Origin of the sequence: Arcticibacter sp., assembly GCF_045629565.1 — a bacterium.
Taxonomy (GTDB): domain Bacteria; phylum Bacteroidota; class Bacteroidia; order Sphingobacteriales; family Sphingobacteriaceae; genus Arcticibacter.
Genome location: NZ_JAZQRL010000033.1, coordinates 42,455 through 69,015, shown reverse-complemented (window position 1 = coordinate 69,015; position 26,561 = coordinate 42,455). Strand labels below are relative to the sequence as shown.

The following is a 26,561-nucleotide window of genomic DNA, read 5'->3' as shown; positions in this document are numbered from 1 at the left end:
TATATCTTGATTAAAGGTGACCTCAATCAATATTCCATGGTGCCAGTTGGTTTATCTTAGCCTGAAACAATGATGGTTATGGAAGCGAAACGGAATTTTTCAGGGTTATGTTTACTATACATCCTTCTGGGCATATGCCTGATCGGGAATTTCTTCATGCGTATATTTTCAGGTCAGAGGAGAACACCTACCCATTCGTTTGAGGGTATGTAGATATCTTTTCGATGTCATTTTTCATTTCCGGCCTCTTCCCTCCTGCTGTCGACGGACAACACCAGGTTTGGCTACTTCCGCAAGTGCCTCTAAAACGAGAACATAGTGCCGTACCGGCTCATGGCAAACCGGCTACGCACGGAGGATTTTAAACATTTGAGCGGCACATCGGTTATTTGTAAGTAACCAGTAACTATGAAAAGATTAGCTCTCCACATCTTTCTCCTCTGTGCTTTTATATGCACGTCCTGCATGGACAAGCCGATCCGGCAATCTTCAGATGACAGCCCTCCATGGTATAAGACAAGCGTCGTCTATAACATTGACGTAGACACGTATAAAGACAGCGACAACGACGGTAAGGGAGATTTTAGAGGTCTTACACAAAAGCTGGACTACTTAAAATGGCTGGGAGTAGACGTTATCTGGCTATCGCCTTTCCACCCAACGCCTGACAAGGATGATGGATATGATGTGGCTGATTACTATCAAATAGACAAAAGCCTCGGTACCAAGGCCGACTTCGACTTGTTCATCGCCGAAGCTAAGAAGCGGGGCATCAAAGTCATTATGGACCTTGTATTAAACCACACTTCGATAAGTCACCCCTGGTTTCAGCGAGCGAGGAGGGACACTTCATCGAGATATTTTAATTATTACGTGTGGTCAAGGGAACGTCCGAAGGACTGGAACAAAGGTATGGGATTCCCTGGTGTAGAAAAGGAAACCTGGACGTATGACAGTATTGCGCGGCAATACTATTTCCATCGTTTTTATACCTTCCAGCCGGATTTGAATGTAGAAAACGAGGATGTACAGGCTGAGATGAAAAAGGCGCTGAGGTACTGGCTGAACCAAGGGTTGGACGGATACAGGCTTGATGCCGTACCGTTCATAGTAGACCTTCCTAAGAGGGGCTCAGAAAGTGACGAGAATAAGATTGAGTTTCTTACGGAGATCAGGAAAACGGTTAAGGAAGTCAAGCCGGATGCCCTGCTTCTGGGCGAGGCTAATGTAGAGATTGATAAGAACATTGAATACTTTGGCGAGCGCGGAGAACGCCTGCAAATGATGTTCAACTTCTTTGGCAATCAGTTCCTTTTTTATGGCTTTGCTTCCGGAAACGCGAAAGACTTCAAAAAAGTACTGGAAGATACCAAGGAGAAGCCGGAAACTGCGCAATGGGCGTATTTTCTGAGAAACCATGATGAAATTGATCTGGGTCGGCTGCCGAAGGACAAGCAGGAGCTCGTTTACTCGAAATTCGCTCCGGACTCCGGCATGATATTGTACGACAGGGGCATACGGCGACGTTTGGCACCCATGTTCTCGAATAACAAACAGCAGTTGAAGATGGCGTACAGTCTTTTGTTTTCTCTGCCAGGTACGCCAGTGATACGCTATGGAGAAGAGATCGGCATGGGAGATGATCTGAGTTTAAAAGAACGCCTGGCGGTAAGGACACCTATGCAGTGGTCGGCTTCTGCCCATGCAGGTTTCTCAAACGCAAGAAATCTTTTCAGAGATGTTATCGATACTGGTACTTACAGTTATAAAAAGGTTAATGTTGCTGCAGAAAGGGAGTCGGATGCATCTCTTCTCCATTTCACTCGCCGGATAATTGAACTCCGTAAGCAGCATCCTGAGATAAGCGTAGGTAACTGGAAAATTCTGAAAGGCCGTACCGATAGTGTTCTGTCGATAAAATACACTCACAAAGGCAAGTCGTTGGTTATGGTTCATAATTTTAGCTCCTGGCCGGTAAAAGAATCTATTAATACGGAAGTGGAGAAAGGAAAGATGCTGACAAGCTTGTTGGACACTGCCAAAGAGACTCCCAAAAATGCACGAATAAATATCACATTAAATGGCTATGATTACCGGTGGTACCGAGTTGATTGATTTGATTTGTTAAATAGAGTTTTATGGCTAATACGTTTAAGGCATTGCAGGCTGCTGATAGAGGTGGCAGATTCGATACGTCTGTCATTACAAGGAACACCGATGAATTACCCGACGGTGATGTGCTGATTAAAGTTCATTATTCTTCCTTGAACTATAAAGATGCCATGTCTGCAAGCGGGAACAGATCTATCAGTAAAATTTATCCCCACACGCCGGGGATAGACGTCGCGGGGATCGTGGAGGAGTCATCTGCTGACGATTGGAAAGCCGGTGACAGTGTAATTGTTACCGGCTTTGATTTGGGTATGAATACGAGTGGCGGGTTTGGTGGCTACGTCCGCGTACCGGCAGGCTGGATAGTTCGGCTTCCGGTGGGATTGACTTTGCGGGAAAGCATGATTTATGGCACAGCGGGGTTTACGGCGGCTTTATCTGTACAGGCGATTTTAAAACATGGCATCAAGCCTGCGGATGGATTGATCGCCGTTTCGGGTGCTACGGGCGGGGTTGGTTCGGTAGCGATTAGTATACTAGACCGAATTGGATATCGGGTAGCGGCGATCAGCAGTAAGGAGTCATCTCATGCATTTCTTCGAAATATAGGGGCTTCGGAGATTATCAGTCGGGCGGAAATGGAGGACGCTTCGGGGAAGCCGATGCTGAAAAGCCGGTTTGCGGCGGCTGTGGATACTGTCGGCGGTACGGTTTTGACGACTATTTTGAAAAGCTTGTCCTATGGTGGCATCGTTACTGCGTGTGGACTGGTGAACGGAACGGATTTGCCCCTTACCATCTTCCCTTTTATTATCAAGGGTATCCATCTGGCTGGCATTGATTCAGTTAACTTACCTATTGAGAAACGGCCGCATGTATGGCAGTCGCTCGCTGGTGAATGGAAGCCAAAGAATCTCGACCGACTTATTACGGAAGTTGGCCTGGAGGAGCTTCCGGTGCGAATTGAGCAGATTTTGAAGGGGCAAATGACGGGAAGGGTTATAGTGAATTTATGGAGGTGATGCCTGGATTTTTTCTCGCTAGGAATCAAAGCGTTACCGCTATTTGAGGAAAAAAGTTGAAATTTTATCATTTTTTTCTACCTTTGCACTCCCTCACCAAGGGAATGATTCCGTAGCTCAGCTGGTAGAGCATTACACTTTTAATGTAGTGGTCCTGGGTTCGAATCCCAGCGGGATCACAAAAAGCCTCACATCCATGTGTGGCTTTTTTGCGTTAGAGTCAAGGGCATGGATCCTGCCCTAGCAAGGCATTTACTTGGAAGAAATGCTCAAATCCCCCTGACTCACAAACCTTACTGGGTACTCTGCAACTTATCCCTGACCCAGAATTGGTTTAGCCAGACCGACTAAACATTGCCCTTCTAACCCCAAAAGGACATCCTTGAAGAACCCCAGAACGCAAAGGTGTATCCAACAAAACCGCTGTAATTGTATAAATGGTTTTCTTATTTCTGCATATCCAACTGGTCGATATTTAATTACATTTGTACCACTAAGACAATTATGGTGTTTATGAACAGACAATTATGGGAACAATTTTAACTGAAGGTGATATCCTTGAACAGGAAAGCAAACTTTACGAAGCGATTATACAAAGCGACATCGTTGCGCTGGACCGTTTATTGCATGAAGACTTGTTGTTTGTCCTTCCAAATGGCGATGTTATAACCAAAGAAGCTGACCTAAGATCCTATCGCTACGGAGTACTCAAGATTGACGAGTTGTTACCAGAGGTGGAAAATTTGAACATCATCGATGATCTGGCAGTTGTTACCTTGAGAATGGAATTGAAAGGAAAATTCCATCATATTCCCTTTGAAGTTACCTATCGTTACATCCGCTTCTGGAAAAGATTCCCTAATGGCATCCAAGTAGTTGGTGGAAGCGGAGTCGCTATTTGATTCGTACAATTGCCTTTCACTGAACCCTTACAGTTCTCAGGCGTATTTATGATGTAATACCGGCTGCCATCTCTGCTAATATCCAACTCAACCAGGATCGTATAGTCAACATCAGATGTAAGTTTAGCATTTTTTACCAATTGAAATTCATCTTATCCTTGATTTGCAAACAACCTTCGGGGCTTTGCATACAGCCGACAGCGTATTCTTGGCGAACTTAGATCCTAATTAATAGCATGGTAATGAGGAAAATAAATTTGGGAACCGAAGGGTTAGTTGTACCGATTATAGGCTTGGGCTGCATGGGTATGACAGGTTTTGAAGACGGGAATATGTATGGAGTGGCAGATGAGCAAGAAGCCATTTCCACTATCCACCGATCCCTTGAATTGGGCGGGAACTTTTTAGATACGGCCGATTTGTACGGGCCTTTTAAAAATGAGCAGCTCATCGCAAAAGCAATAAAGGGCAAAAGGCAAAGCTATATTATCGCCACTAAATTCGGTTGGGAAATAGATGAAAACGACAAAATTACTTGGGCCATCAACGGCGAAAAGAAGTATGTAAAAAAAGCAGTGGAGCGCTCTCTGAAAAATCTCCATACGGACTATATCGATTTGTATTATTTGCACCGCCTTGATAAAAACACGCCTATCGAAGAAACTGTGGAAGCGATGAGCGAGCTGGTGAAAGAAGGAAAGGTGGGTTATCTCGGTTTATCAGAGGTGTCTTCTGAGACTGTAAAAAGAGCTCATTTGGTCCACCCCATTACAGCAGTACAAAGCGAATACTCGTTATTTGAACGTACGGTCGAAGGACGTGGCGTGTTGCAGACTCTGCATGAACTTGGAATAGGTTTTGTTGCTTATTCTCCACTCGGCCGCGGCTTTTTATCCGGGCAAATCCGAACCATAGATGACTTGCCGGAAAATGATTTCCGCCGGGCAATCCCCCGTTTTCAGGAAGCTCATTTTTATAAAAACATAGAGTTAGTTAAAGCAATTGAGATGATGGCCGAAGAGAGGAACGTCACATCTTCACAACTAGCGTTGGCCTGGATTATTAGCAAGGGCATTTTACCGATTCCGGGTACTAAACGCAGAAAATATCTAGAGCAAAACCTAGCGGCTACCGAGATTCAATTAAGCGAAGCGGATCTATCAAAACTTGAAAGCATTGTACCATTAGGTACGGATACAGGTAATCCATACGACGAGTTTAGCATGGGGCTTATTGATTAGCATACCTGCATGGCTGCATTGTGACGAAGCAACGATTATTCCACACCTTGAAATGTTTATATTGCTATAATGAACGCGATTAAATCTGTCTCTCAATTTCACCGCTTACTATCGTTACCTGAACCCAGACATCCACTGGTAAGTGTAATCAATCTCGCCGAAAGTATTTTCCTGGAAGATGATGTATGGAAAGGTTTTGTCAACCTGTTTTATTGTGTCGCCTTAAAAAGGGAAGCGAATGGTAAGATAAGATACGGTCAACAACACTATGATTACGACAAGGGCGTTCTGAGCTTTACTGCACCTAATCAGGTTCAATATCTGGATTTAAGCACTATAGAGTGCGGATCGGGCTACCTGCTTATCTTTCACCCTGATTTTTTGCTGGCCCATCCGTTAGCAAGAACCATTAACAGTTATAGTTACTTCTCCTACGCCGTCAATGAGGCACTACATCTTTCCGCTGAAGAAGAAGGTGATCTTATCACCATCCTGAATAAAATCGATAAAGAATGTCTGCATATCGATAAACACACACAGCATATCATTCTATCGCAAATCGAGTTATTGCTTAACTATTGCAATCGATTTTATGAGCGGCAGTTTATCACCCGGAATAACCACAACCATCAGCTGCTTGCGAAATTTGAACGCCTTGTGAACGATTATTTTCATAGCAATACCACAACACATCCGGAACTGCTAACAGTACAGCGTATTGCGAAGCTTATGAACCTGTCACCGAACTACCTGAGCGATCTCTTGCGTATGCATACCGGGCAAAACACGCAGCAGCATATACATGAGAAGTTGATCGAAAAGGCTAAAGAAAAGCTCTCGACTACAAATTTGTCTGTAAGCGAAATCGCTTATGCATTGGGATTTGAACACGCCCAATCGTTTAGCACGCTTTTTAAGAAAAAAACCAGCCTTTCTCCTATTGAATTTCGGCAGACATTTAACTAACGAGAAGTTTATCCTACCAGACTTGCACCCCGGAGAGGCTGGATAATCCCTTTAACCAGCTGCATCCCTTAAGTTAGCCCTTAAGGGTATTTCGACTTCTTCATAAGCTGTGAATTATGGAGATCCTTGCATGTTGATCGTTGACGGTACACCAAAACGATCCGGAATATTAGATTGGCAACAAGGCTTGATATCTTGATTCTGCACCGTATCTCTGTTGACTTGCTGATGGACAGCGCTAGCCTGCTTGGTAAGAGAATCTGATTGGCAAGATGCCACCCCTATGGTTTGTACTATCACTATTAGGATATAAGTTTTCGATCTGATTGGGGAAGATAACATATATTAGGTATTGGCATAAGCTATTTGTCACTCACACAGCGGAAACCTAGATGCTGAAAGCTACTATCCTCTGTACTCCTCATCCTCCTTGCGGACCTGTATCCAGAGCAATAGCTATCATTGCACAAATAAGATCCGCCTCTCATGACTCGTTTTGAGGCAGTTGGTTCTGCAGGATCAAAACTTGTTGAAGGTCCTTTTGGATTCACTGCACCATTCCGCACATCTTTATAATAGTCATGATGGTATAAATCCGCGCACCATTCCCAGACATTTCCTGCCATATCATACAAACCATACCCATTCGGACTAAATGATTTAACTGGAGCCGAATAGTAGAACTTATCTGCTACTGTATTCTTACTTGGGAAGTTTCCTTGCCAGAAGTTCGCCCTCGGTACGCCGCTATTAACCGGCTCATTGCCCCAGGGATAGATGTTATTGTCCAGTCCCCCCCGGGAGGCATATTCCCATTCCGCTTCTGTTGGCAAACGCTTGCCAGCCCACTTCGCATAAGCTTGTGCGTCAAACCAGGACACATGGACGACAGGGTAGGTATCTTTGCCTTTAATGTCACTTCCGGGACCCTCTGGATGCCTCCAGTTGGCACCTTCCTTCCACTCCCACCATTGAGAATTGTCGTCCAAAGAAACCTGGGCTGGAGTTGGTCTAAACACTAGTGATGCTGCAACGAACAAGCTCTCATCGGGCTTCGGAGTACCGGGTGGCAGTTGTTTTTGGATCTCATCCCATTCAGGTTTTTTCTCCGCTGTTGTAACATATCCAGTGGCTTTTACAAATTCAGCGAACTGAGCATTCGTCACTTCCGTTACATCAATCCAGAAGCCGTCCAGCTTCACGTTGTGTTTCGGATATTCATCGTCGGCCGCCTGTGCGTTGTCTCCGCCCTGCCTAAACTCACCTGCCGGTATCCAAACCATTCCCGGACGCTCGGCATTAGCATTATCTTTGGCGTTTGTCGGTACATTTCGATTGACCGGAGAAGAACCTATTTTATCGCTTTTCTGTTGACATGAACTTACTATCGAAGTTACCGCTATAAGTATAAAAAGACACCTTGATTGCCGAATGCGATTTATACTGATAGATAACTGTGAACTTTTTATATCCTGTATCAAAATGGACATATGCTTCATCTTCTTTTGTCAGTTTTCCAATTTTTCTGTGGCTTAGAAATCACCCGGACATTGCAATTTAACAAGCTGTCAAATGTATATCTTTATAAAACGCGTAGTCTACCATATATATCAGAAATCATGTCAAACCTGGCGGTTCAACTTATTTCTTAGTCTTGCTGACAATCTTATAAATATCCAGCCTCCTGTCTTTAAGGTTCCGGACTGCACCAAAGCTATGTAACTCCTTTAATAAGTCGACATCCACATCAGCGATGAGTGTAGTTTCCGTATTAGGCGTTGCCTCCGCTTTGATTCCGTTGCTCGGGAAAGAAAAATCAGATGGGGTGAAGACTGCCGATTGTGCGTATTGAATATCCATGTTGTGAACCTTTGGTAAGTTGCCCACGCTTCCTGCAATGGCGACATAACATTCATTCTCTATGGCACGAGCTTGTGCACAGCTTCTGACGCGTGTGTAGCCATTTTGTGTATCAGTCATAAAGGGAACAAATAGTATCTGCATTCCATCTTCTGCAAGAAGTCTCGGAAGTTCAGGAAACTCGACGTCATAGCAAATGAGGATCCCTATTTTGCCGCAATCTGTATCATAAGTACCGATAGCATCTCCCCCAACCATTCCCCATGCACTTTGCTCCGAAGGTGTTAGATGGATCTTTCGGTACATCTCGTACGAGCCGTCCCGGCGACACAGGTAACCGACATTTTGCAACACGCCGTCTTCCAGGTACGGCATACTTCCGGTGATAATATTGATGTTGTAGCTAATGGCATACTCCATGAATTTATCCCTCAGGGGTATAGTGAAGTTGGAAATCTCGCGCATTGCCTCCGCTCCGGTCAAATGATTATATGCCGTCATTAAGGGCGCATTGAATAGCTCCGGAAATAGAATGAAGTCGCTTTGATAATCACTGACTACGTCCACAAAGAACTCAATCTGCTCGCATAGCGACTCCAGATTGGGGAACGGCCTCATCTGCCATTGTACAAGGCCTAAACGAATGATGGACTTCTTGGAGTTGATATTTGCATCCTCTTCGTTATAGTAAATGTTGTTCCACTCTAACAATGACGCATATTCCAGTGATTGTGTGTCACCGGGTAGGTATCCTTTCAATATTTTTCTAACGTGGAAATCATTTGCCAATTGAAATGATAAGGTAGGGTCATGTATTTCCTTTCCTTTCACTTTGTCAAGATAGGCCTTGGGTGTCAATTGGTCTGCATAATCTTTATATTTAGGAATACGTCCTCCCGCTATAACAGCCCTCAGATTAAGCCGCTCGCATATCTCTTTCCTCGCGTCGTAGAGTCGTCTTCCAATTCGCATTCCTCTGAAATCGGGATGCACGAAGAAATCGATTCCGTACAGCACATCTCCTTTAGGATTATGAGTTGAAAAAGAATAATTTCCGGTAATCTGCGTATAGGTATGATTATCGCCGAACTGATCATAATTAACAATTAAAGACAATGCACATCCCGCGATCGCTCCGTTCACCAATATGCAAATCTGGCCCTCAGGAAAAATTTCAACTAGTTTATTAATGTGCGTTTCACCCCAGAAAGAGGCGCCTTCCCATTCGGCGTAGGCTTCCATCATAGACGACTTCAAGCCCAGATAATCCTCTTTCGTTAGCGTGCGCAGTTCAATTTTAAGGTCTTCCCCCTTTATTTCTTTCTCCATCATTTGATTATTACTGCTCCTGGATTTTAACCACAGGCAGGTAGATTTGTGTAAAAAGCATCTTCCGGCGAGAAAATGCTCTACAATGTATGCATAAATTATGACATAGGGCTAACAGCCTGATCCTCATCACGGCAAACAATTACAGGCAAAAAGAATTAATTAATGATCACTCAGCTCTATTCTACACAAACAAGAAAATAATGAAATCGAACAATAAAATTATACTAGAACAGGCAAACGCTGCTGTTATAAGAGGTGATATCGAAGAATTTCTTACCTTTTGCTCGGATGATACCATATGGACGTTTATTGGAGATAAGCAATTGGTAGGGAAAGAAGCTGTTAGGCAGTATATAACGAAGGCGTATGTGGAACCTCCAAAATTCACGGTTGAAATCTTAATTGCCGAACAAGACTTTGTAACAGCAGTAGGAACAATCAGTTTGAAAAATGAGGAGGGAAACATGGTCGATTACTCCTATTGTGATGTCTGGACATTTCGGGATGGGAAGATGGCAGAGTTGAGAGCATTTGTGATATAACAGAAGTCTCTTCAGGAGATTTCGAAAGTTTCGAAAGGCCAAATATTTCAAGTAAACTTGTTTACAGTTCACTTCTTTGTTTGCAGTACTGAGTTTTTTCTTGATATTGCAATACTTTAACCAAGTCGTGCGCGTCTATTTTTACGGAATGCAAGCGTGCTTTCACTAATGTCTGGTGTCCAATAAGCCTACCCATACATTAGTAAAATAGCTAGTCAGGCTTTACAGGAGAACTAACACTTCTGGTATCTTACATGGCAAGCTTTAACTAACGCTATAACTATTACAATCATTACAAAATGTACATAAAGCAACTTCTTCTTACAGCTATAATGGCTCTTTCCCTGTTGAACGGTTTTCCTCAGGATACGGCAGTCAAAAAAAATTTAGCCGACCAATTTGTGAGTGGCTACAATGCTGGCGAAGCGGACAGCCTGTATAAGCTGTTCTCCGACGAAATAAAAAAAAGTATTCAGCCAGCTAACGTTCCTTCAGTCATAAACCAGCTGAAAAGTCAGTTTGGAAAATTACTCAACAGCGAATTCTTTAGCTCGGAAAGGGGTATCACGAGCTATATATGCACCTTCGAGAAGTCTGGTCCGGTACTGTATTTGCATTTTGATAACAACAACAAGCTCGCCGGCTTTTATGTAAACGCTGACAAACGTCAGCAAACAACTGTTAGCGAAGATGAAAGCGCCGTAAGCGTGAACACCCCTACTTCCGAGTTGAAAGGTACCCTTTCTGTTCCCAGATTATCAGGCAAGGTGCCAGTGGTACTGTTAATTGCTGGATCAGGCCCCACTGACAGAAACGGAAATTCTATTTTGATTAACGGGAAACCTAACTACTTGTCCAGGATCAGCGATGCGTTAAGGGCAAAAAACATTGCGGTACTCCGGTACGATAAACGAGGAGTTGGCCAGAGTACAAGTTCGCGAACCGAGGCCGAATTCACTTTTGATGATATGGTTGCCGACGCTGCCGCATTGATCAGGCTTCTGAAAAGCGATACCCGTTTTTCAAAAGTTATCGTTGCGGGCCATAGTGAAGGATCTTTAGTCGGTATCATGGCCAGCCAGCTGGAAAACGTTGATGGTTTTATATCGCTGGCAGGATTAGGCCTTCCGGCCGATGCTGTCATGAAATCGCAGTTCAAAGATGCTCTCTCGTCTGATGACTATAAAATGGCGGTGGCAGTTCTGGATACTATCAAGTCGGGGAAGCCTCTGGGCCAAAAGTTAACAAACGGGTTTGAAATACATTTCCGGCCGTCCATCCAGCCTTACATGCGATCATGGATGCAATACGATCCCGGGTCAGAACTCTCAAAGCTCAGGGCGCCTGTGCTAATTGTACAGGGAACGAATGACATTCAGGTAAGCGTCGAAAACGCGACCCTGCTTAAAAGGGCTCAACCAAAGGCCAAGCTGGTGCTTATTGAGGGCATGAGCCATATATTAAAAGAGGCGCCGGCAGACAGGCAGCTCAATTTTGCGACTTACTCAAACAGTGATCTGGGCTTGCATCCTAAGATCATACCGGAGTTGACTGCCTTCATTAATAACATATAAACCCTGGTTCTTCCTGAAAATTCGGTGCCCCATACGGAAAAGCACAGGTCGGTTGACGTAAGTGATTGTCTTTACCCTTGGGTCTGAATGGGCTAAAGGATTAATTCCAATGATCTGTAGTACTGCTTTGAACTTATGCATAATATGTATTGAGCACTATTTAGCCAACTTCAAGATGCGAAATGCTCCCCTTGCCACGATCGCAAACACCATTGCGCCGATCAACAGATCGGGAATTTTGGATCCTGTAAAGTAAACAAGCACTCCGGCAAGAATTACTCCTAGATTTACAATTACGTCATTGGAAGTAAATATGTAGCTTGCCTGCATATGCGCTTCTCTGCTGTTCGCTCGTTGTATCAGGTAGAGAGAAACAGCGTTTCCTGCAAGAGCAATAATTGAAATAACAATCATAAATCCAAAGTCTGGCGCTTCTTCCTGTCCTATGAAGCGACGCAAGACTTCGATCATTCCGACCAGAGCCAGCAACAGCTGCATATATCCGCTTATCGCTGCGATTTTCTTCTTACTGCCGGCTGCTTTTCCAACCGCGTAAAGGCTTAATGAATACACAAAGGCATCTGCCAGCATGTCCAAACTATCAGCAACAAGACCCATTGACTTAGCAACCAGACCTGTCACCATTTCCAATACAAATGCACCTGCATTGATGAAAAGAACTGCCCAGAGCATCTTCCTTTCTTTTTTTGCATTAATAGCCCGAAGGTCACCTTGATCCGACCTTTCAACCAGCACCGAATCCACGAGTCTGGAGCCAAAATTCAGTTCGCTTAACCTATTTGCAACTGCAGTCGGTTCTCCGTTGTGGTAAACTTCCAGTCTCCTCTGCGCCAGGTTAAAGTCCAGTTTCACTATCTCAGGATCTCCATCAAACTTCATCCTAATCATTTGCTCTTCGGCCGCGCAGTCCATCTTTGGTATATCAAATGTTGTTTTTTTCATACGTTCTTACTTTCTTATCAGCAATTTTTTTAGTGAAGAGCTGTCGCCATTGAAAACGTTAAAATCCACTGCATGATTGATCCCGCTAACTTTACCCCTATCAGAATGCTGCCAGAAATGCCAGGTATGCCCCTTTCTAATCCGAAGCTCCTCTCTGTGATAGTGGGCGATCCACAAGATGTGATCGTCAAAGTACCCCTGCAGGTAATCGTGATAAAAACTCAATCCCGAATATATGACCGGTTTCACTTTTGTCTTTGCCTGGATATGCTCAACAAAAGCCCTTAATTCCTTACGCATTACTGCCGGATCTTTCCCGTCAAGCGTCTCCACGTCAACGACAAGCGGGAGATCTCCCTGCTCTACACTTGCCGTTTGCAGAAAAAAGCGGGCTTGCTTTGTTCCGCTTTTCTTAGGCCTGAAATAATGATATGCTCCGCATATAATTCCTGTTTTTGCGGCTTCACGCCAATTTCTTTTAAAATATGGATCTACTGTTAAGAGTCCTTCAGTAGCCTTAATGAAAGCAAAGGTAATTTCTACATCGCCATCTTTCATCTCCCTAACTTTATGCCAGTCTATTTGCCCTTGAGCGTAAGATACATCTATACCGTGTATGACATAGCCTTTCGGAATCTTAATTCCGAACCTGGAATAACTGCGGTAAAATGGGTCTTCGCCAATATCTTTAATCCACTGCCACGATGAGGTAAACGTTTTTAAGACATAGCCGTAATAGAGCGGAGAAAGCGTAATTATCACGATCGCGGCAATAAATAACTTCAAAGCAAGCGGCCATCTGGTTCTTTGCTTCCTTCTTCCTCTTGGCTTGCTGGTTCCTCTCCCCTTCTTAACGGAGCGTTTTTTCGGCGATGTATTTGATCGTGGTGGCACGGCTGCAAATGTAGAAAAGATGACGACTTTTAACGACAATCTGTTTGATAACTTCAGCTCTGCGCCGATAAACATACCATCTCAGTTTGATGTTGTAAGACTATGAAACTATCAAAAACAGCCCTCCTGATACTTGGCGCTACCCTATCTGCCTGCCAATCCAATTCATCCGGTTCCAAAACCAGTAGTCCTGATACCGCAGCGACATCCAACACACCCCAAGCAGAACTCATCATTCCGGGGAAATCAATTGGTGATCTGTTCATCGGACAAGACATGACAGCGGTAGCAAACATAATGGGTGAACCGGATGCGGGAGACGCAGCTATGGGTAAAGCCTGGGGTATTTGGTATGATGAAAATCTTTCAGGAAAAGAAGAAACAGAGATCTCGATATATTCATCATACAAGGACAGTACCATGATGGTCAAGAGTGTTAAACAGATCAGAACCACTGCCGGAAAGTTTAAAACGCCAGATGGGATGAGTGTAGGCAGCACGCTCGATCGCTTCCAGGCAGCCTATCCGGATATACAACTTCGGTCCCAATATCGCATCGGATCCACAGGGGATACTGTCAAATTTTTTGATTCGAGATCAAGGGGTATATCTGCGGAAATTGTAAAGAGCACAATTAAAGCACTTTCAGTGCATGCCATGAACTCCGATGCTGTTGAAAGCTATTTCACGTATGACCCAAAAACCATCAAGCTCAACCAAGACCAATAACGCTCTCCTTCATTTGAGTATTTTTCGATATTATCTTGTATGTCTGAACTAATTTAGTTTACTTTGAATAACAAAGTACTTTAATGAAAGAAGAAAGCATCTATTCAGAACTCTCCTCTATAAGATCTCTTATGGAGCGGTCGTCAAAGTTCATTTCGCTAAGCGGTCTATCAGGTGTACTGGCAGGTGTTTATGCACTGGCTGGCGCTTTCTATGCTCAAAGACTTTTTCAACAGCACGAAGTTGGCGGCCATATCCCGCACGGGTATGTAGTCCATTCAGGCATTGTGCTCCAGCTTGTCCTCATTGCCCTGGCAGTCCTTTTTCTGTCCATATCAACATGTGTTATTCTCAGCCTGCGCCAGTCGAGGAAAAAGGGTGAAGCATCCTGGCATCCCGCCAGCCAACGACTACTTACCAGTATTGCCTTACCTCTTATTACCGGAGGTATCTTCATCATCCTACTTTTGCTGCGAGCAGAGTATTGGCTGATCATTCCGGCTTGTCTTATATTTTACGGACTGGCACTGGTATCCGGGAGTCATTATACATTCTCTGATGTCAGATGGCTGGGTGTATTGGAGATATTGCTGGGACTACTATGTGCCTGGATCCCCGGATCGGGTTTGCTTTTCTGGATAATAGGATTCGGGTTACTTCATATCCTTTATGGTTTCATCATGCACTTCAAATATAAGCAGTGAAGATAACCCTGGAACAATTTGATAAAGCCTTTGAAAACAGGCTAAGACTTCAGATCATGAGCGTGTTGGTAGCTAACGAAACATATGACTTCAACTCACTCAAGGAACTGCTGGCTGCCACCGATGGTAACCTTGCCTCTCATCTTAAAGCACTTGAAAAAGAAGGTTATATCACGGTGCGTAAAAGCTTCATAGGCCGTAAGCCAAATACTCAGTACATTGTTTCACAGAGCGGACGGGAAGCTTTTATGAAGCATTTAGAAGCCCTGGAAAGTTTAATCAAGAACCAGAAAACTTAATATTTTTTTAATTAAACACTTTGAATCTCAAAGTACTTTATTGTTTAAACATGGAAAATAACCTCTCAAAAACAAGTGGACTCGTAAGCTGGATCGGAGATTCAGTTTTGTTCAAGCTCGGCATTATCGGATTTCTTACGCTGTTGCTTCTTATTCCCTCAGAATGGATTCAGAGCCTGATCAGAGAGCGGCAAAGCCGCCATGACGAAGTGCTTAAAGATATTTCAGACAAATGGTCATCAAGCCAATTACTTCAAGGACCTGTTATGATACTTCCCTACCGCACCGTCAAGCAGGTCACAGATGCTTCTGGAAAAGTTTCGCACGAAGAAATGCTAACCAACGTGTATATTCTTCCCGAAAAACTCAGTATCAGCAGTAAGGTTGAACCTGAGGTAAGGCACCGCGGCATATTCGATGCAGTGGTATATAATGCGAAAGTCAACGTATCTGGAAGCTTCTCTCCACTTGAATTGGCAAAATCAGGCATTAACCCCGAGGGCATAGTATGGAACAAGGCGAAAGTTGTCATAGGCTTAAGTGACCTAAAAGGACTGAAGAATAACCCTACTATTCAGCTGGATAATCGTCAATATGGTGTGGAACCTGATTTCGCCAATCTTGAGCTGTTCACGAATAACCTGATCATCGTGCCTGATCTGAGCAAAGAAAAGAAGACATCCCTAACGTTTAGCTTCGTCCTGGATTTACGGGGAAGCACGGAGCTTAACTTCTTACATCTTGGAAAGAATACTGAAGTAAATATAGAGGGCTCCTGGCCTGACCCCAGTTTCACAGGGCGATACCTGCCTGAGAAACAAAAAGTTGACAACAATGCATTTAGTGCCCAGTGGAAAATTCCCTTCTTCAACCGGCCTTATCCACAACAATGGATCGCAGACAACACCAGGCTTAATACAAGCAATGAAACTGGCACGGAACCGCCACATTCAGAAACTGTCTCTCAGGAAAAGAAAATAGACGAACCATTCTTTGGAGTTAAGTTTCTATTGCCCATCGATCAGTATCAAAAGACAATGCGAACAGCCAAGTACTCCTTCTTAATTATTCTGTTAACGTTTTTATCACTTTTCTTTACCGAACTTCTTTATAAAAAGAAGGTGCATATTCTACAGTATGTCTTAATAGGTGCTGCAATGACCATCTATTATACATTGCTACTCGCTTTCAGTGAAAGGATTGGATTTAATAGTGCCTATCTTTTAGCATCCACATCTACCGTCTTACTGATCAGCATGTTTATTGGGACGCTCCTAAACAGCAGAAAACCCGCATTGATATTTGGGAGTATTTTAACGACTTTTTACATTTTCATTTTTGTGATCATTCAATTGCAAGATCTAGCATTGATCTTCGGAAGTGTGGGGCTATTTATTACCGTCGCCGTCATGATGTACTTATCAGCGAAAATGGACTGGAATCAGCAGACTTTGTCTGAATAAGGAAAAGTATGATGCGTATTGTGATAGCTGAGAAAGATGTTAACACCTTTCTCAGCTTCCCAAAAAAGGACATTAGGCTCATCAGTTTCTTCACATGAAGACCACCAGCGTTCAGAATTTAATATCTTTATGGAATTCCTTTCCGTCCTGCATCAGTTAATTATGAAGATAATCTTTTACCTCAGCTTCTTTACGGCATTCATTTGCTGTCCGAAGGATTCGTATTCTCAAAAGAGCCGAATATCTGGCCTGGAAAGGCCTTTTCCATTCAAGAGCATACCAGATTCGGTACTTGGAAAGATACGTTTCAACACTGCCAAAATAAAGAACTTTCTCCCGCTTTTCCCTTCAAAAATGCCGGTACTTAAGGCGGAGGGGAACTCGAGAATACTGGTGGCCAAGCTGGATTCTGTCTCACCTTACTTCTACAACATGCCAGTGAAGAAACTTAACCTCGCAGATTGAGTACCTCAATTACATTGCCCAAGGAGCATGTAAATCACCACAAAAATGGCAATGGTTGATAAACATCCACCTCCTAATTTCTTTGCGCCATACCCGGCTATTAGTGTTTTGAAAAATCCATTCATATCGTTTTTATTTTACAGCTTAACATGAAACAGACTTCAAAGTTTGTGCGGTTCAAATGTGAAAGTTAAATTCGCCTGGAAACTAAGCGAAAAAATGAACATAAACAGAAGGAACTTTATCAAAGCATCCGTCGCAGTAAGCACCGTATCTTTAATTAATGCACCGGCTTTTGGAAATCCTAGTACCAGAACGTACGCCCTGCCAAAAGGAGCGAAAATTCTCTTTCAGGGGGATTCAATAACCGACGGCGGAAGAAGCAGGAACCTGGACTGGAATCATGTCATGGGTCATGGCTATGCCTTCATCATAGCCAGCCGCTTAGGCTATGAAAAGCCAAACATGAACTATCATTTCTTCAACCGGGGTGTCAGTGGAAACACGGTTCCGAACCTGGCCTCCAGATGGCAAGCGGACACGCTGGATCTTGCACCAGATTTGCTGAGCATCCTCGTCGGAGTCAACGACACCAGTGCCGAAATGGATAATAAACCGGGATATTCCGTCAACTCATATACTTCAGACTATCGAAAACTGTTGTCAGAAACAAAAAACAAGCTTCCGGAGACACAACTCGTCATCGGCGAGCCCTTTATACTTCCAGTTGGAAAGATCAAAACCAACTGGAACGAATGGCACGACCACATATCCAAACGGCAGGAAGAGGCAAAGAATCTTGCGAAAGAATTCGATGCGATCTTTGTCCCTTTCCAAGCTCATTTTGATGAAGCGGCCAGGAAGGCGCCTGCCGAATACTGGATCTGGGATGGAGTACACCCTATGCCTGCCGGCCACGAGCTAATGGCAAGAAAGTGGATAGATGCAGTAAACTTATAATCTGATTGTCAGCCATGTACCTTGATCTGATAAACATTTAGACTTAAAAAGCAGTTAATAAGCTAGTGTTAAACAATTTTAAGGTAAAGTATATGAAAACTCGATTATCCGTTATAGCTGTACTAGTGCTGTCAGTCGTGCTTCAGGGATGCGTAAGCAACAAGAAATACGATAGCCTGCAAAGCAGCTACGATAAACTGCAAAGCGATACCAGGGAAGTTCGGCAGAAGTATCTGCTTACTGAACGAAGCCTGGCTGTGGCAGGCGACAGAGTAAAGAGCCTGGAGGAACAGCTTGCTTCCGAGAGGACTAACCTCAGAGCCCTGCAAGAGGCACTTAACAAATGCTTAAATTCCACCAGCCAGGGAAATGTAAACATATCCAAGCTGGTAGACGAGATTAATAGTTCTAATAAATACATCCAGCAACTCGTCAACACCAAAAACAAGAGTGACTCGCTAAATCTGGTGCTCACTAATAACTTAACCAGATCTTTAAGCCAGCAAGAGATGAAAGATGTGAACGTGCAGGTTCTGAAAGGCGTTGTTTACATATCTTTGTCTGATAACATGCTCTATAATTCAGGAAGCTACGAAATATCCAGCAGGGCGGGTGAAACGCTCAGTAAAATCGCCAAAATCATCAAGGACTATAGCAACTACGACGTTCTGATCGAAGGCAATACCGATAATGTACCTATCTCTCAGCCCAACATCCGCAACAACTGGGATCTTAGTGCATTGCGAGCATCATCCGTTGTACAAGCTCTACAGAAAAACTACGGAGTAGATCCGAAACGTCTGACTGCCGGTGGCCGCGGAGAATACAACCCCATCGCAGACAACAACACTAACGACGGAAAAGCAAAGAACAGGCGCACCCAAATCATCATTACCCCTAAACTGGATCAGTTTATGGATCTGATTGGAAAAGCACCTGATCAACAGGCAGAATAGTATCTTCACCGGCGGAGCTCCACTCCGCCGGTGATTACCACTCCTCTCTCCAATTCAGCTCGAAACGCGCATTTTGCTAAAGGAGACGCAATATACCCCCCATTTTATACGATATACCCCCCTCACTGATAAAGGTTTTGTTGGATATTTGTGTCACACCGTATAAACCCATTAATCAATGAAATTCCTTTGTCTCTTCGCGCTATCGATTTGCTTCTCGTGTATCGCTTCTGCTCAGGTTTCTTTTGGCAAACCTGAGAAGATCATTTCCGATTGGAAGTTCAGTCTTCAACCTTCATCAAACGCGGCCATGCCTGAATTTGATGACAGCAAGTGGCAGTCGGTCAATATTCCTCACGACTGGTCGGTAAAATCACAACTCAGTCCTACCCTTGCCAGTGCTACCGGTTATTTACCTGGTGGAATCGGATGGTACCGCAGGTCCTTGTCCGTCCCATCTGCCATGAAAAGCCAGAAAGTATATTTGTACTTCGAAGGCGTCTACAATCGCAGCGAAGTTTTCATCAATGGTAAACTGGTAGGCAAAAGACCAAATGGTTACATCTCTTTTATGTATGACGTGACGCCCTACATCTCCTTTGGCAAGGAGAATACTATCGCTGTACGCGTAGATCATAGCCAATCGGCCGACTCCAGATGGTATACAGGTTCGGGCATATACCGTGATGTTTGGGTGATCTATGCGAACCCGACACATATTGCTCAATGGGGAGTTTTCGCCTACCCAATCGTCGGCAAGCAACAGTCCTCACTGAATGTTGACGTCGAAATCGACAACTATGCCGGCGCAAATTCTTCCGTCACCATAACCAATGAGTTGTTCTCACCCGAAGGCAGATCCGTTTCAAAAGGAAGCAAAACCTTGAAGGTAGCTGCCAACAGCAAAGGAAAGATCAGCCATTCCCTCCAGGTCAGCAATCCTCGTCTTTGGAGCATCGACAATCCCAATCTTTACACATTACGAACAACCGTTACTAAAGATCGCAAGGTCATCGACCAGAGTACTACCAAAACCGGATTCCGGTCATTTACATTTGACCCTGACAAAGGATTCGCCCTGAATAATCAGTGGATGAAGATGAAAGGCGTCTGTCTGCATCATGATGCGGGAGCCCTTGGTTCCGCAGTACCACGGGAAGTATGGAAGAGAAGGCTGGAAACACTAAAGGAACTCGGAGTTAACGCAGTCAGAACAAGTCACAATCCACAGGCACCTGATCTCTATCAGCTCTGTGATGAACTGGGACTTCTGGTGATGAACGAAGCATTCGATGAATGGAGGTTCCCTAAACGTAAATGGCTTGAAGGCTGGAACGTAGGTACTCCCGGATACCAGGGAACCTTTGATTTCTTTGAAGAATGGGGCGAAAGAGACCTGGCTGATATGGTAAAGCGCGACAGGAATCACATTTCGGTATTTGCCTGGAGTATCGGAAACGAGGTAGACTACCCTAATGACCCTTATTCACACCCCATCCTCGCAGGTACTCAAGCTGATGGATTCACCCAGGCAATATACGGCGGCTTCAAAAAAGATGCCCCTGATGCTATGGAACTGGGAGTAATTGCCAAACGCCTCGCCGCAGTTGTCAAACAACATGACCGATCACGTCCCGTCACAGCGGGCCTGGCCGGTGTTGCCATGTCGAACGAAACAGCATACCCCGGAACTCTCGACATTGCGGGATACAATTACACAGAAAACCGTTACGACTCCGACCATAAAAAATACCCCAAACGTGTGATATATGGCAGCGAAAACCGTCATGATTATGCCGCATGGAAGGCGGTTAGAGATAATGAGCATATATTCGGACAATTCCTATGGACAGGGATCGATTATCTCGGTGAATCAGGAGCATGGCCCTCGCGCGGATTCTACTCCGGCCTGCTTGATTTCGGAGGCTTCATCAAACCCAGAGGCTTCTTCCGTCAATCTCTCTGGTCTGAGAAACCAATGGCTTATGCAGGCACCTACCCAGTGCCAACAAACAAGAGACGGGCAAATGATGAACCATCAATGGATGCCTGGCCTATCTGGAACTATCAGGATGGCCAGCAAATCCGTGTAGTCTGCTATACCAATGGTGCCAGCGCAAAACTTCTCTTAAACGGAAAAGCCATAGGCGAACAGAAACCATATAACGATGAATATGGAATCATCTCCTGGGACATCCCCTATGCTGCGGGCAAGCTAGAAGCTGTTGCGCTGAACAAAAACAATGAGGAAATCGCAAGGTACGCATTGACTACCTCTAAGCAGCCATATGCATTGACCATTAAGGCAGGCGAGAAATCCATCACTAAAGACCAGGGATTAGCTCAAATCTATCTGCAGGTGGTCGATGAAGATGGTATTCCGGTAGTATTGTCTGACAACGAGGTGACCTGCCAAATCGAAGGACCTGCAACCCTTCTGGCTCTGGAAGCAAGCAATAATACCGATATGTCTGATTATACCGATAATACCCACCGGGTATATCATGGAAAGATCCTGAGCTACATCCAGGCTACAGGAAAAGCCGGACAAGTGAAAGTGAGGTTCTCATCACCGTGGCTGAAAGCGGTGGAAACGACAATAGAAGTTAAATAACAAATGATCAGGCAGACAAAGGCAAAATTTCGAATCAGGGAAGCAGTTCAGACCGACAGCCAGGCTATAGCCAATCTCATGATGCAGGCGATGGCAGAAGTTGTTTCAAAACTTACAGGCGCGGAAGATCCGTATTCGGAGCTTCCGTTTCTCGAACGTTTCATTCGCTTGCCTGAAAATCAATACAGCTATCAAAACACGCTGGTATTTGAAGATGAACAGGGCGTCTGCGGGTCCCTGACAGCCTATGATGGTGCCAAGTTGTATGAGCTTCGCCAACCCATTCTGGATTACCTGAACTCACGGGGAATCGTCACAACAAAAATTGACAGCGAAACAGGTCCCGGGGAGTTCTATATAGACACCATCGGTGTGTCTCCCGAAAAGCAGGGATACGGTTTAGGTACTCAGCTGTTAGAAGCAGGCATTAAAAGAGGAACAGCACTCGGGCATCGTCGCATCGGGCTTTTGGTAAATCCCGAAAACTCCAAAGCAAAGAAATTTTACGAACGCATGGGATTTAGAGAACAAGGTATACGACACTTTCTAAACATCGCTTACTCTCATATGGTCTTTAAAACCAGCGAGGGAGCAGAACAACAGCAAACTGATTAGCATCCCAAACGTTATAAGCCATCGGCAGATGTTAGCAAGTCAACTGCTTCCTAAAGCATTGAGTAATTAAAATCAGCAAGGATGGGAAAAGTCAAGATAAGCAATAATGAGCTTAAGGCTCTTGGAATTGAGGACGCACAGTTATTGGCAGATTTTAGCCGCGAAGCCAACAAGCTACTAAAATACGGCGCGATGACTAAGGTACAGATCGTCGACAAACTTGGAAAACTAATCGAAGATCCGAAGGCCTTCCTGAACTCCGATATAGGCAAGTTTAAAGAACTTGCCGAACGAATTTCTCTAATCAAGCAGCGGGGCAGCGCTGAAATTAACCAAGCAACCGAGATCCCTCTCCAAACGGAAGCTGTTCGATATCCTATCTTTGGTGCCGAACACATTGAGGCAGGAGCCTTAGCCCAAATGGAAACAGCGATGCAACTGCCAGTGTCCATCGCTGGTGCCCTGATGCCCGATGCCCATCAGGGCTATGGCCTGCCCATTGGAGGAGTCCTCGCCACCAGCCCCAATACCATAATTCCTTTCGCCGTAGGTGTTGACATCGCCTGCAGAATGTGTCTGAGCATCTTCGATTTACCATCGACCGTAGTCGACAGTGAAAAAGATAGGCTTAAGAGCCTTCTTATGAAACATACCGTCTTCGGAATGGGGGGCACTACTAAAACTCATTTCGACACTTCGCTATTTGACAAGAGTACATGGAAAGAGACTAAGGTCATTCGCGGACTGAGAGACAAAGCATTTGCGCAGCTGGGTACCTCGGGTACCGGTAATCACTTCGTCGAGTGGGGAGAACTTCAAGTCAGGTCAAACGAAATCCAGGGCTTACCACCCGGCAACTATCTCGCATTGCTATCCCACTCAGGATCCAGAGGCTTCGGCGGGAACATCGCAAACCATTATTCCAAGGTAGCAATGGATAAGATGCGCCTCCCAGCCCAGGCAAAACACCTGGCATGGCTTGACCTGGATAAAGAAGAAGGACAAGAATACTGGATCGCGATGAACCTTGCCGGCGAATATGCCAGTGCAAACCACCATGAGATCCATAACAAAATATCCAAAGCCCTGAATCACCAGCCCCTGCTGCGCATTGAAAACCATCATAATTTTGCATGGAAAGAAAAGCTTGCTGATGGAACAGAGGTCATGGTTCACCGGAAAGGGGCAACGCCTGCCGGAGATGGAGTCTTTGGTATTATTCCGGGAAGCATGAGCACATCGGGATTTGTCGTCCGCGGGAAAGGTAATGCCAGTTCCATCAACTCAGCATCACATGGTGCGGGGCGGCTTATGAGCCGCAATGCCGCCTTCAAAACACTTGACCGGCTGTTGATCGCGCAAGAGCTCATAAATAACGATATAACACTGATAGGCAGCGACATAGACGAGGCACCAATGGCTTATAAAGACATCCACGCAGTTATGAACGCCCAACGGGACCTGGTAGATATTATTGCCGATTTCCAGCCGCGAATCGTACGGATGGCCGCACCAAAAGAAAGACCTGAAGATTAGATTATACACCGGCTCCCGACTAAAGGTAGTCCGTTCGCCCGGGAGCCGGTATAATTCACTTATACTACTTTAATGGAGCTACTTCTATGATCTGGTAGTTCCTGATACCATCTTCCATTTCCCATTGTACCTGAGATCCTGAAGAATATCCCAGCATTGCAACCGCAATTGGCGACAAGATCGACATGGTCTCATTCTTTCTTCTCGCCTTCGTCGGTCCAACAAGTTTATACGTTGTTTCTGCACCCGTTTCGAGGTCTTTCACAGTCACCCGCGTATCTGCTGTCACCACGTTTGCAGGAAGGTCGCGCCTTAGAACCTGCGTAGCATTTCTCAGTTCGCGCTCCAGCTTTGCTTCATTAAACTTACTCAGCTTTCTTCTGCGGATCTGATCTTTTAAAAGGTCATAAACACCAGTGGACAGAATAATACCTTCAGTTGCTTGATTTGTTGTAGTTGTCATATATTTTAAATTTTAGGGTATAACCATAGAATGCCTGCCCGTAAGCCAAGTAGCTTCGGAAAAAAGGCTAGTACAGCTGCTTTGGTCTAAAGAAGCTGTCGATTTTCCTGCTGGAAAGGCGGTACTTATACCAACCCTTTATTGAGGCAGACAAAATGATAAGAAGCAGAATCCATAGCGGTTTCGCTACGAAAATGGCCAGCAACAGTATACACAGATCTGTAGCCAGCGAAAGGCAGATAATAAGCCGGGAAAGCATGTTGATTAAGATTAAAAGTTTGAAATATTGCTAAGACTAACAGATCCCCACACCTCGAAAGAGGCTGGGGCTTACTTAATGAAGTCCTTACTACTTTTCAAAAACGAATCTCCAAGACGATACTGAGAGGAAAGAAAACGGCAAAATATGGCCATTGCAATCTGCAACTGTCTTGCAGACTGATCGTTCAATGTCCTATTTAACCACTTGTTCGTATTCATCTAACCCCAAAGATACCTTTCTTAATACAGTAGGACAAATATCCTCTGTAACATTCCTGTCGGCCTCTTTGGCATGGTTTTAGGAAAGGATCAGTATATACACGAAAATTATGAAAACCCAGATATTGTTAACACTTGCAACATCGCTGGCAGTCGCCCTCGGCCTCAGTGCCGCCGGAAACCTGAGAGATCCAGGCCTTTTACCAGGTCATTTCATTTTACAGGACACGATAGACAATAAGAAAACTGATGCCGATAGCTTACCGATACCGGCACCAGGAAAAACACCGGGTAAGGTAGATTCCACACCCTTCAGAGAGGAGACGCCAAGGCCCGTAGACCCTACTCCCAGCCCAAGACCGACCGATCCGCCTGTACCTCAGCCCGTAAAACCACAGACATCGGGCACAACCACAGCGCCTTAGTGATCTGCAGCTTTATTCAAACCGCTGTTTTTGAAGACGATCATACTCCCTGACGTACTCCGGATGCTCCGTACCCATCACCTGGTCCCAGAATCTGAAGTACAGTCCGTAGTTTCCTTTGAACTTGCTATGGTGCATATTATGATGGGTAGACGTATTGATCACCTCAAAAAGCCAGGTCTTTCTAAATCCGCGCGGCATAATCTCGTAACCAAGATGCCCATACACGTTTATAACAAACCCCGCGAATACAAACAGCGCAATCGCCAGGGGATGCATCGGCAATACCATCGCCAGCACTACCAATATTGCACCTTCTGTGAAGGCCTCGATAACATGAAACGAGTACGAGGCCCAGGGCGACGGGTTAACAGACTTATGGTGTATGAGGTGGGCATAACGGAAGATCCTGGGATGATGCAGGAAGCGGTGCATCCAGTAGAAATACGTATCATGAACAACCAGGCTCAACGCCACGCTGACCGGGAGATACCAGTATCCAAAACTGGACAAATCATCGTAAATAAGCGTAAAATGCTTCAAGTCAGTAAAGAGCACCACAAAGGCAACCCCCGACATGATCGCGGTACTCTGCATGGAATGGAAGATTTCCCGCCTGAAATCCTGGCCGCTTGCCAGGCGTGACTGAATCTTCGACTTGCTAAGCTTTCGGTCCAGCAACTTATACACCAGAAAGAATGCTATGCCCGCTACCAAAAAGTACCTGATCGCCGAAACCGCGAACAGGCCTATAAATATCTCCATGAAATTTTCCATACCCTTGTGTGAATACACAAAGCTAGGGCAGTATGATGTCATGCCAGTTAACAAAAGTTAATTAACGCTCCCCGCCCTCTGCAATTCTCTTTCTGATCCTGCTAAGCGACACCGGCGTAATGCCGAGCCATGTCGCCAGGTGTTTGTCTTGACAACGTTGAACGATATCACCCTTGTCCTTTATCAAATTTAAATAACGCTCTTCCGGAGTCATCAGAACAAATGATTCTACCCGCTCCATAGCCTCAGCCAACATACTGATCAGGAAAAAATCTTTTGCCTTCGCAAATCTCGGATGAGTGTTTAAAAAATCCATAAAATCATCATAGTTTGCTTCCAGAACTACTGTATCTTCCAGGGCCTGGTAAGTAAACCTCGACGGACGGTTGAAAAAAATGCTGTCATAGGAACTAAAAAACTGATCTTCCCATCTTAATAACATCGTTGTCTCATCACCATTCTCCTTGAGATATACCGTCCGGATCAGCCCTTTCTGTATATACGCAAGCCTCCTGGTAAGTGAACCTTCCTGTATATACACGTCACCCTCCTTTAAACTTTTCTCACGTGTCAGACTCAGTAAAGAAAGGAGTTCGGTCAGCTCCAGTTCGAAGAAATCCTTGTAATGATTAATAGTCTTTTCGTCAAGCATACCCTATGTTCCTAA

At 44.7% G+C, this 26,561-nt stretch carries 25 protein-coding genes and 1 tRNA gene; 19 read left to right on the top strand and 7 right to left on the bottom strand.

Translation table 11 applies throughout. From position 1 onward, the window contains the following. The first annotated feature begins 408 nt into the window (after positions 1-408). The 6 genes from ACKI5J_RS04300 (at position 409) to ACKI5J_RS04275 (ending at position 6,243) form a co-directional block, all read left to right on the top strand. Positions 409-2,115 (top strand): alpha-amylase family protein, encoded by a 1,707-nt coding sequence (locus ACKI5J_RS04300; protein ID WP_407426865.1) that lies wholly within the window; start codon positions 409-411, stop codon positions 2,113-2,115. Positions 2,116-2,138: 23 nt separating this feature from the next. After that, positions 2,139-3,134 (top strand): YhdH/YhfP family quinone oxidoreductase, encoded by a 996-nt coding sequence (locus tag ACKI5J_RS04295; RefSeq protein WP_407426863.1) that lies wholly within the window; start codon positions 2,139-2,141, stop codon positions 3,132-3,134. A 106-nt stretch (positions 3,135-3,240) separates the two neighbouring features. Then, positions 3,241-3,313: transfer RNA gene (locus ACKI5J_RS04290), tRNA-Lys, on the top strand. Between the two features lie 348 nt (positions 3,314-3,661). Then, a complete protein-coding gene (locus ACKI5J_RS04285) occupies positions 3,662-4,036 on the top strand; it encodes a nuclear transport factor 2 family protein (protein ID WP_407426861.1) in 375 nt (124 codons plus the stop codon). A gap of 242 nt (positions 4,037-4,278) precedes the next feature. Continuing rightward, entirely contained in the window at positions 4,279-5,277 is a 999-nt protein-coding gene (locus tag ACKI5J_RS04280) for an aldo/keto reductase (protein ID WP_407426859.1), read from the top strand. Between the two features lie 69 nt (positions 5,278-5,346). Beyond that, a complete protein-coding gene (locus ACKI5J_RS04275) occupies positions 5,347-6,243 on the top strand; it encodes a helix-turn-helix domain-containing protein (RefSeq protein ID WP_407426857.1) in 897 nt (298 codons plus the stop codon). Positions 6,244-6,605: 362 nt separating this feature from the next. Here the strand turns inward: ACKI5J_RS04275 and ACKI5J_RS04270 are convergent, their stop codons facing one another. Next, positions 6,606-7,526 (bottom strand): formylglycine-generating enzyme family protein, encoded by a 921-nt coding sequence (locus ACKI5J_RS04270; RefSeq protein ID WP_407426855.1) that lies wholly within the window; start codon positions 7,524-7,526, stop codon positions 6,606-6,608. Positions 7,527-7,884: 358 nt separating this feature from the next. Further along, a complete protein-coding gene (locus ACKI5J_RS04265) occupies positions 7,885-9,435 on the bottom strand; it encodes a GNAT family N-acetyltransferase (RefSeq protein WP_407426853.1) in 1,551 nt (516 codons plus the stop codon). A gap of 200 nt (positions 9,436-9,635) precedes the next feature. Between ACKI5J_RS04265 and ACKI5J_RS04260 the strand changes: the two genes are divergently transcribed. Next, the gene (locus ACKI5J_RS04260) at positions 9,636-9,977 is read left to right on the top strand and encodes a nuclear transport factor 2 family protein (RefSeq protein WP_407426851.1); all 342 of its coding nucleotides are present in this window, start codon (positions 9,636-9,638) and stop codon (positions 9,975-9,977) included. Positions 9,978-10,276: 299 nt separating this feature from the next. Then, on the top strand, positions 10,277-11,551 hold the full coding sequence (locus ACKI5J_RS04255; protein WP_407426849.1) for an alpha/beta fold hydrolase: 1,275 nt from the start codon (positions 10,277-10,279) through the stop codon (positions 11,549-11,551). Positions 11,552-11,707: 156 nt separating this feature from the next. Here ACKI5J_RS04255 and ACKI5J_RS04250 read toward each other — a convergent pair whose 3' ends face one another. Further along, positions 11,708-12,514 (bottom strand): cation transporter, encoded by an 807-nt coding sequence (locus ACKI5J_RS04250; protein WP_407426847.1) that lies wholly within the window; start codon positions 12,512-12,514, stop codon positions 11,708-11,710. A gap of 6 nt (positions 12,515-12,520) precedes the next feature. Then, the gene (locus ACKI5J_RS04245; protein WP_407426845.1) at positions 12,521-13,483 is read right to left on the bottom strand and encodes a glycoside hydrolase family 25 protein; all 963 of its coding nucleotides are present in this window, start codon (positions 13,481-13,483) and stop codon (positions 12,521-12,523) included. Between the two features lie 27 nt (positions 13,484-13,510). On the opposite strand from ACKI5J_RS04245, the gene ACKI5J_RS04240 reads away from it, so the two are divergent. The 10 genes from ACKI5J_RS04240 to ACKI5J_RS04195 all read left to right on the top strand — a co-directional run bounded on the left by ACKI5J_RS04240 (position 13,511) and on the right by ACKI5J_RS04195 (position 23,749). Further along, positions 13,511-14,137 (top strand): hypothetical protein, encoded by a 627-nt coding sequence (locus ACKI5J_RS04240; RefSeq protein ID WP_407426843.1) that lies wholly within the window; start codon positions 13,511-13,513, stop codon positions 14,135-14,137. A gap of 83 nt (positions 14,138-14,220) precedes the next feature. Then, positions 14,221-14,841, top strand: coding sequence for a hypothetical protein (locus ACKI5J_RS04235; protein WP_407426841.1), 621 nt, complete (start codon positions 14,221-14,223; stop codon positions 14,839-14,841). Beyond that, positions 14,838-15,140, top strand: coding sequence for a winged helix-turn-helix domain-containing protein (locus tag ACKI5J_RS04230; protein ID WP_407426839.1), 303 nt, complete (start codon positions 14,838-14,840; stop codon positions 15,138-15,140). Before ACKI5J_RS04235 ends, ACKI5J_RS04230 begins: the two co-directional genes overlap by 4 nt. A gap of 50 nt (positions 15,141-15,190) precedes the next feature. After that, entirely contained in the window at positions 15,191-16,603 is a 1,413-nt protein-coding gene (gene creD, locus ACKI5J_RS04225) for a cell envelope integrity protein CreD (RefSeq protein WP_407426837.1), read from the top strand. Between the two features lie 162 nt (positions 16,604-16,765). Then, positions 16,766-17,068: a hypothetical protein gene (locus ACKI5J_RS04220; protein ID WP_407426835.1), complete on the top strand. Its 303-nt coding sequence runs from the start codon at positions 16,766-16,768 to the stop codon at positions 17,066-17,068. Positions 17,069-17,287: 219 nt separating this feature from the next. Further along, a complete protein-coding gene (locus ACKI5J_RS04215) occupies positions 17,288-18,028 on the top strand; it encodes an SGNH/GDSL hydrolase family protein (protein WP_407426833.1) in 741 nt (246 codons plus the stop codon). Positions 18,029-18,120: 92 nt separating this feature from the next. Continuing rightward, a complete protein-coding gene (locus ACKI5J_RS04210; RefSeq protein WP_407426831.1) occupies positions 18,121-18,984 on the top strand; it encodes a flagellar motor protein MotB in 864 nt (287 codons plus the stop codon). Between the two features lie 178 nt (positions 18,985-19,162). Further along, the gene (locus ACKI5J_RS04205; RefSeq protein ID WP_407426829.1) at positions 19,163-21,598 is read left to right on the top strand and encodes a sugar-binding domain-containing protein; all 2,436 of its coding nucleotides are present in this window, start codon (positions 19,163-19,165) and stop codon (positions 21,596-21,598) included. A gap of 3 nt (positions 21,599-21,601) precedes the next feature. Beyond that, positions 21,602-22,213 (top strand): GNAT family N-acetyltransferase, encoded by a 612-nt coding sequence (locus tag ACKI5J_RS04200; protein ID WP_407426827.1) that lies wholly within the window; start codon positions 21,602-21,604, stop codon positions 22,211-22,213. 81 nt (positions 22,214-22,294) lie between these two features. Continuing rightward, the gene (locus ACKI5J_RS04195; protein ID WP_407426825.1) at positions 22,295-23,749 is read left to right on the top strand and encodes an RtcB family protein; all 1,455 of its coding nucleotides are present in this window, start codon (positions 22,295-22,297) and stop codon (positions 23,747-23,749) included. Positions 23,750-23,813: 64 nt separating this feature from the next. Here ACKI5J_RS04195 and ACKI5J_RS04190 read toward each other — a convergent pair whose 3' ends face one another. Next, positions 23,814-24,212: a GreA/GreB family elongation factor gene (locus tag ACKI5J_RS04190; protein ID WP_407426823.1), complete on the bottom strand. Its 399-nt coding sequence runs from the start codon at positions 24,210-24,212 to the stop codon at positions 23,814-23,816. Positions 24,213-24,802: 590 nt separating this feature from the next. On the opposite strand from ACKI5J_RS04190, the gene ACKI5J_RS04185 reads away from it, so the two are divergent. After that, complete coding sequence (locus ACKI5J_RS04185; protein WP_407426821.1) at positions 24,803-25,117, top strand: hypothetical protein; 315 nt, start codon at positions 24,803-24,805, stop codon at positions 25,115-25,117. 12 nt (positions 25,118-25,129) lie between these two features. Here the strand turns inward: ACKI5J_RS04185 and ACKI5J_RS04180 are convergent, their stop codons facing one another. Together ACKI5J_RS04180 and ACKI5J_RS04175 are read right to left on the bottom strand one after the other, a co-directional pair. Next, positions 25,130-25,894: a sterol desaturase family protein gene (locus tag ACKI5J_RS04180; protein ID WP_407426819.1), complete on the bottom strand. Its 765-nt coding sequence runs from the start codon at positions 25,892-25,894 to the stop codon at positions 25,130-25,132. Between the two features lie 61 nt (positions 25,895-25,955). Next, positions 25,956-26,546, bottom strand: a complete 591-nt coding sequence (locus ACKI5J_RS04175; RefSeq protein ID WP_407426817.1) for a Crp/Fnr family transcriptional regulator — start codon at positions 26,544-26,546, stop codon at positions 25,956-25,958. Between the last annotated feature and the right edge of the window lie 15 nt (positions 26,547-26,561).

Excerpts from the sequence above, each read along its gene's own strand:
- ACKI5J_RS04195 (WP_407426825.1), top strand. The coding sequence starts at position 22,295 with ATGGGAAAAGTCAAGATAAGCAATAATGAGCTTAAGGCTCTTGGAATT.
- ACKI5J_RS04265 (WP_407426853.1), bottom strand. The coding sequence starts at position 9,435 with ATGATGGAGAAAGAAATAAAGGGGGAAGACCTTAAAATTGAACTGCGC.
- ACKI5J_RS04270 (WP_407426855.1), bottom strand. The coding sequence starts at position 7,526 with ATGGTTTGGATACCGGCAGGTGAGTTTAGGCAGGGCGGAGACAACGCA.
- ACKI5J_RS04285 (WP_407426861.1), top strand. The coding sequence starts at position 3,662 with ATGGGAACAATTTTAACTGAAGGTGATATCCTTGAACAGGAAAGCAAA.
- ACKI5J_RS04210 (WP_407426831.1), top strand. The coding sequence starts at position 18,121 with ATGAAAACTCGATTATCCGTTATAGCTGTACTAGTGCTGTCAGTCGTG.
- ACKI5J_RS04255 (WP_407426849.1), top strand. The coding sequence starts at position 10,277 with ATGTACATAAAGCAACTTCTTCTTACAGCTATAATGGCTCTTTCCCTG.
- ACKI5J_RS04245 (WP_407426845.1), bottom strand. The coding sequence starts at position 13,483 with ATGTTTATCGGCGCAGAGCTGAAGTTATCAAACAGATTGTCGTTAAAA.
- ACKI5J_RS04250 (WP_407426847.1), bottom strand. The coding sequence starts at position 12,514 with ATGAAAAAAACAACATTTGATATACCAAAGATGGACTGCGCGGCCGAA.
- ACKI5J_RS04190 (WP_407426823.1), bottom strand. The coding sequence starts at position 24,212 with ATGACAACTACAACAAATCAAGCAACTGAAGGTATTATTCTGTCCACT.
- ACKI5J_RS04295 (WP_407426863.1), top strand. The coding sequence starts at position 2,139 with ATGGCTAATACGTTTAAGGCATTGCAGGCTGCTGATAGAGGTGGCAGA.
- ACKI5J_RS04235 (WP_407426841.1), top strand. The coding sequence starts at position 14,221 with ATGAAAGAAGAAAGCATCTATTCAGAACTCTCCTCTATAAGATCTCTT.
- ACKI5J_RS04240 (WP_407426843.1), top strand. The coding sequence starts at position 13,511 with ATGAAACTATCAAAAACAGCCCTCCTGATACTTGGCGCTACCCTATCT.
- ACKI5J_RS04200 (WP_407426827.1), top strand. The coding sequence starts at position 21,602 with ATGATCAGGCAGACAAAGGCAAAATTTCGAATCAGGGAAGCAGTTCAG.
- ACKI5J_RS04275 (WP_407426857.1), top strand. The coding sequence starts at position 5,347 with ATGAACGCGATTAAATCTGTCTCTCAATTTCACCGCTTACTATCGTTA.
- ACKI5J_RS04185 (WP_407426821.1), top strand. The coding sequence starts at position 24,803 with ATGAAAACCCAGATATTGTTAACACTTGCAACATCGCTGGCAGTCGCC.
- ACKI5J_RS04280 (WP_407426859.1), top strand. The coding sequence starts at position 4,279 with ATGAGGAAAATAAATTTGGGAACCGAAGGGTTAGTTGTACCGATTATA.
- ACKI5J_RS04260 (WP_407426851.1), top strand. The coding sequence starts at position 9,636 with ATGAAATCGAACAATAAAATTATACTAGAACAGGCAAACGCTGCTGTT.
- ACKI5J_RS04220 (WP_407426835.1), top strand. The coding sequence starts at position 16,766 with ATGAAGATAATCTTTTACCTCAGCTTCTTTACGGCATTCATTTGCTGT.
- ACKI5J_RS04205 (WP_407426829.1), top strand. The coding sequence starts at position 19,163 with ATGAAATTCCTTTGTCTCTTCGCGCTATCGATTTGCTTCTCGTGTATC.
- ACKI5J_RS04180 (WP_407426819.1), bottom strand. The coding sequence starts at position 25,894 with ATGGAAAATTTCATGGAGATATTTATAGGCCTGTTCGCGGTTTCGGCG.
- ACKI5J_RS04175 (WP_407426817.1), bottom strand. The coding sequence starts at position 26,546 with ATGCTTGACGAAAAGACTATTAATCATTACAAGGATTTCTTCGAACTG.
- ACKI5J_RS04215 (WP_407426833.1), top strand. The coding sequence starts at position 17,288 with ATGAACATAAACAGAAGGAACTTTATCAAAGCATCCGTCGCAGTAAGC.
- ACKI5J_RS04300 (WP_407426865.1), top strand. The coding sequence starts at position 409 with ATGAAAAGATTAGCTCTCCACATCTTTCTCCTCTGTGCTTTTATATGC.
- creD (WP_407426837.1), top strand. The coding sequence starts at position 15,191 with ATGGAAAATAACCTCTCAAAAACAAGTGGACTCGTAAGCTGGATCGGA.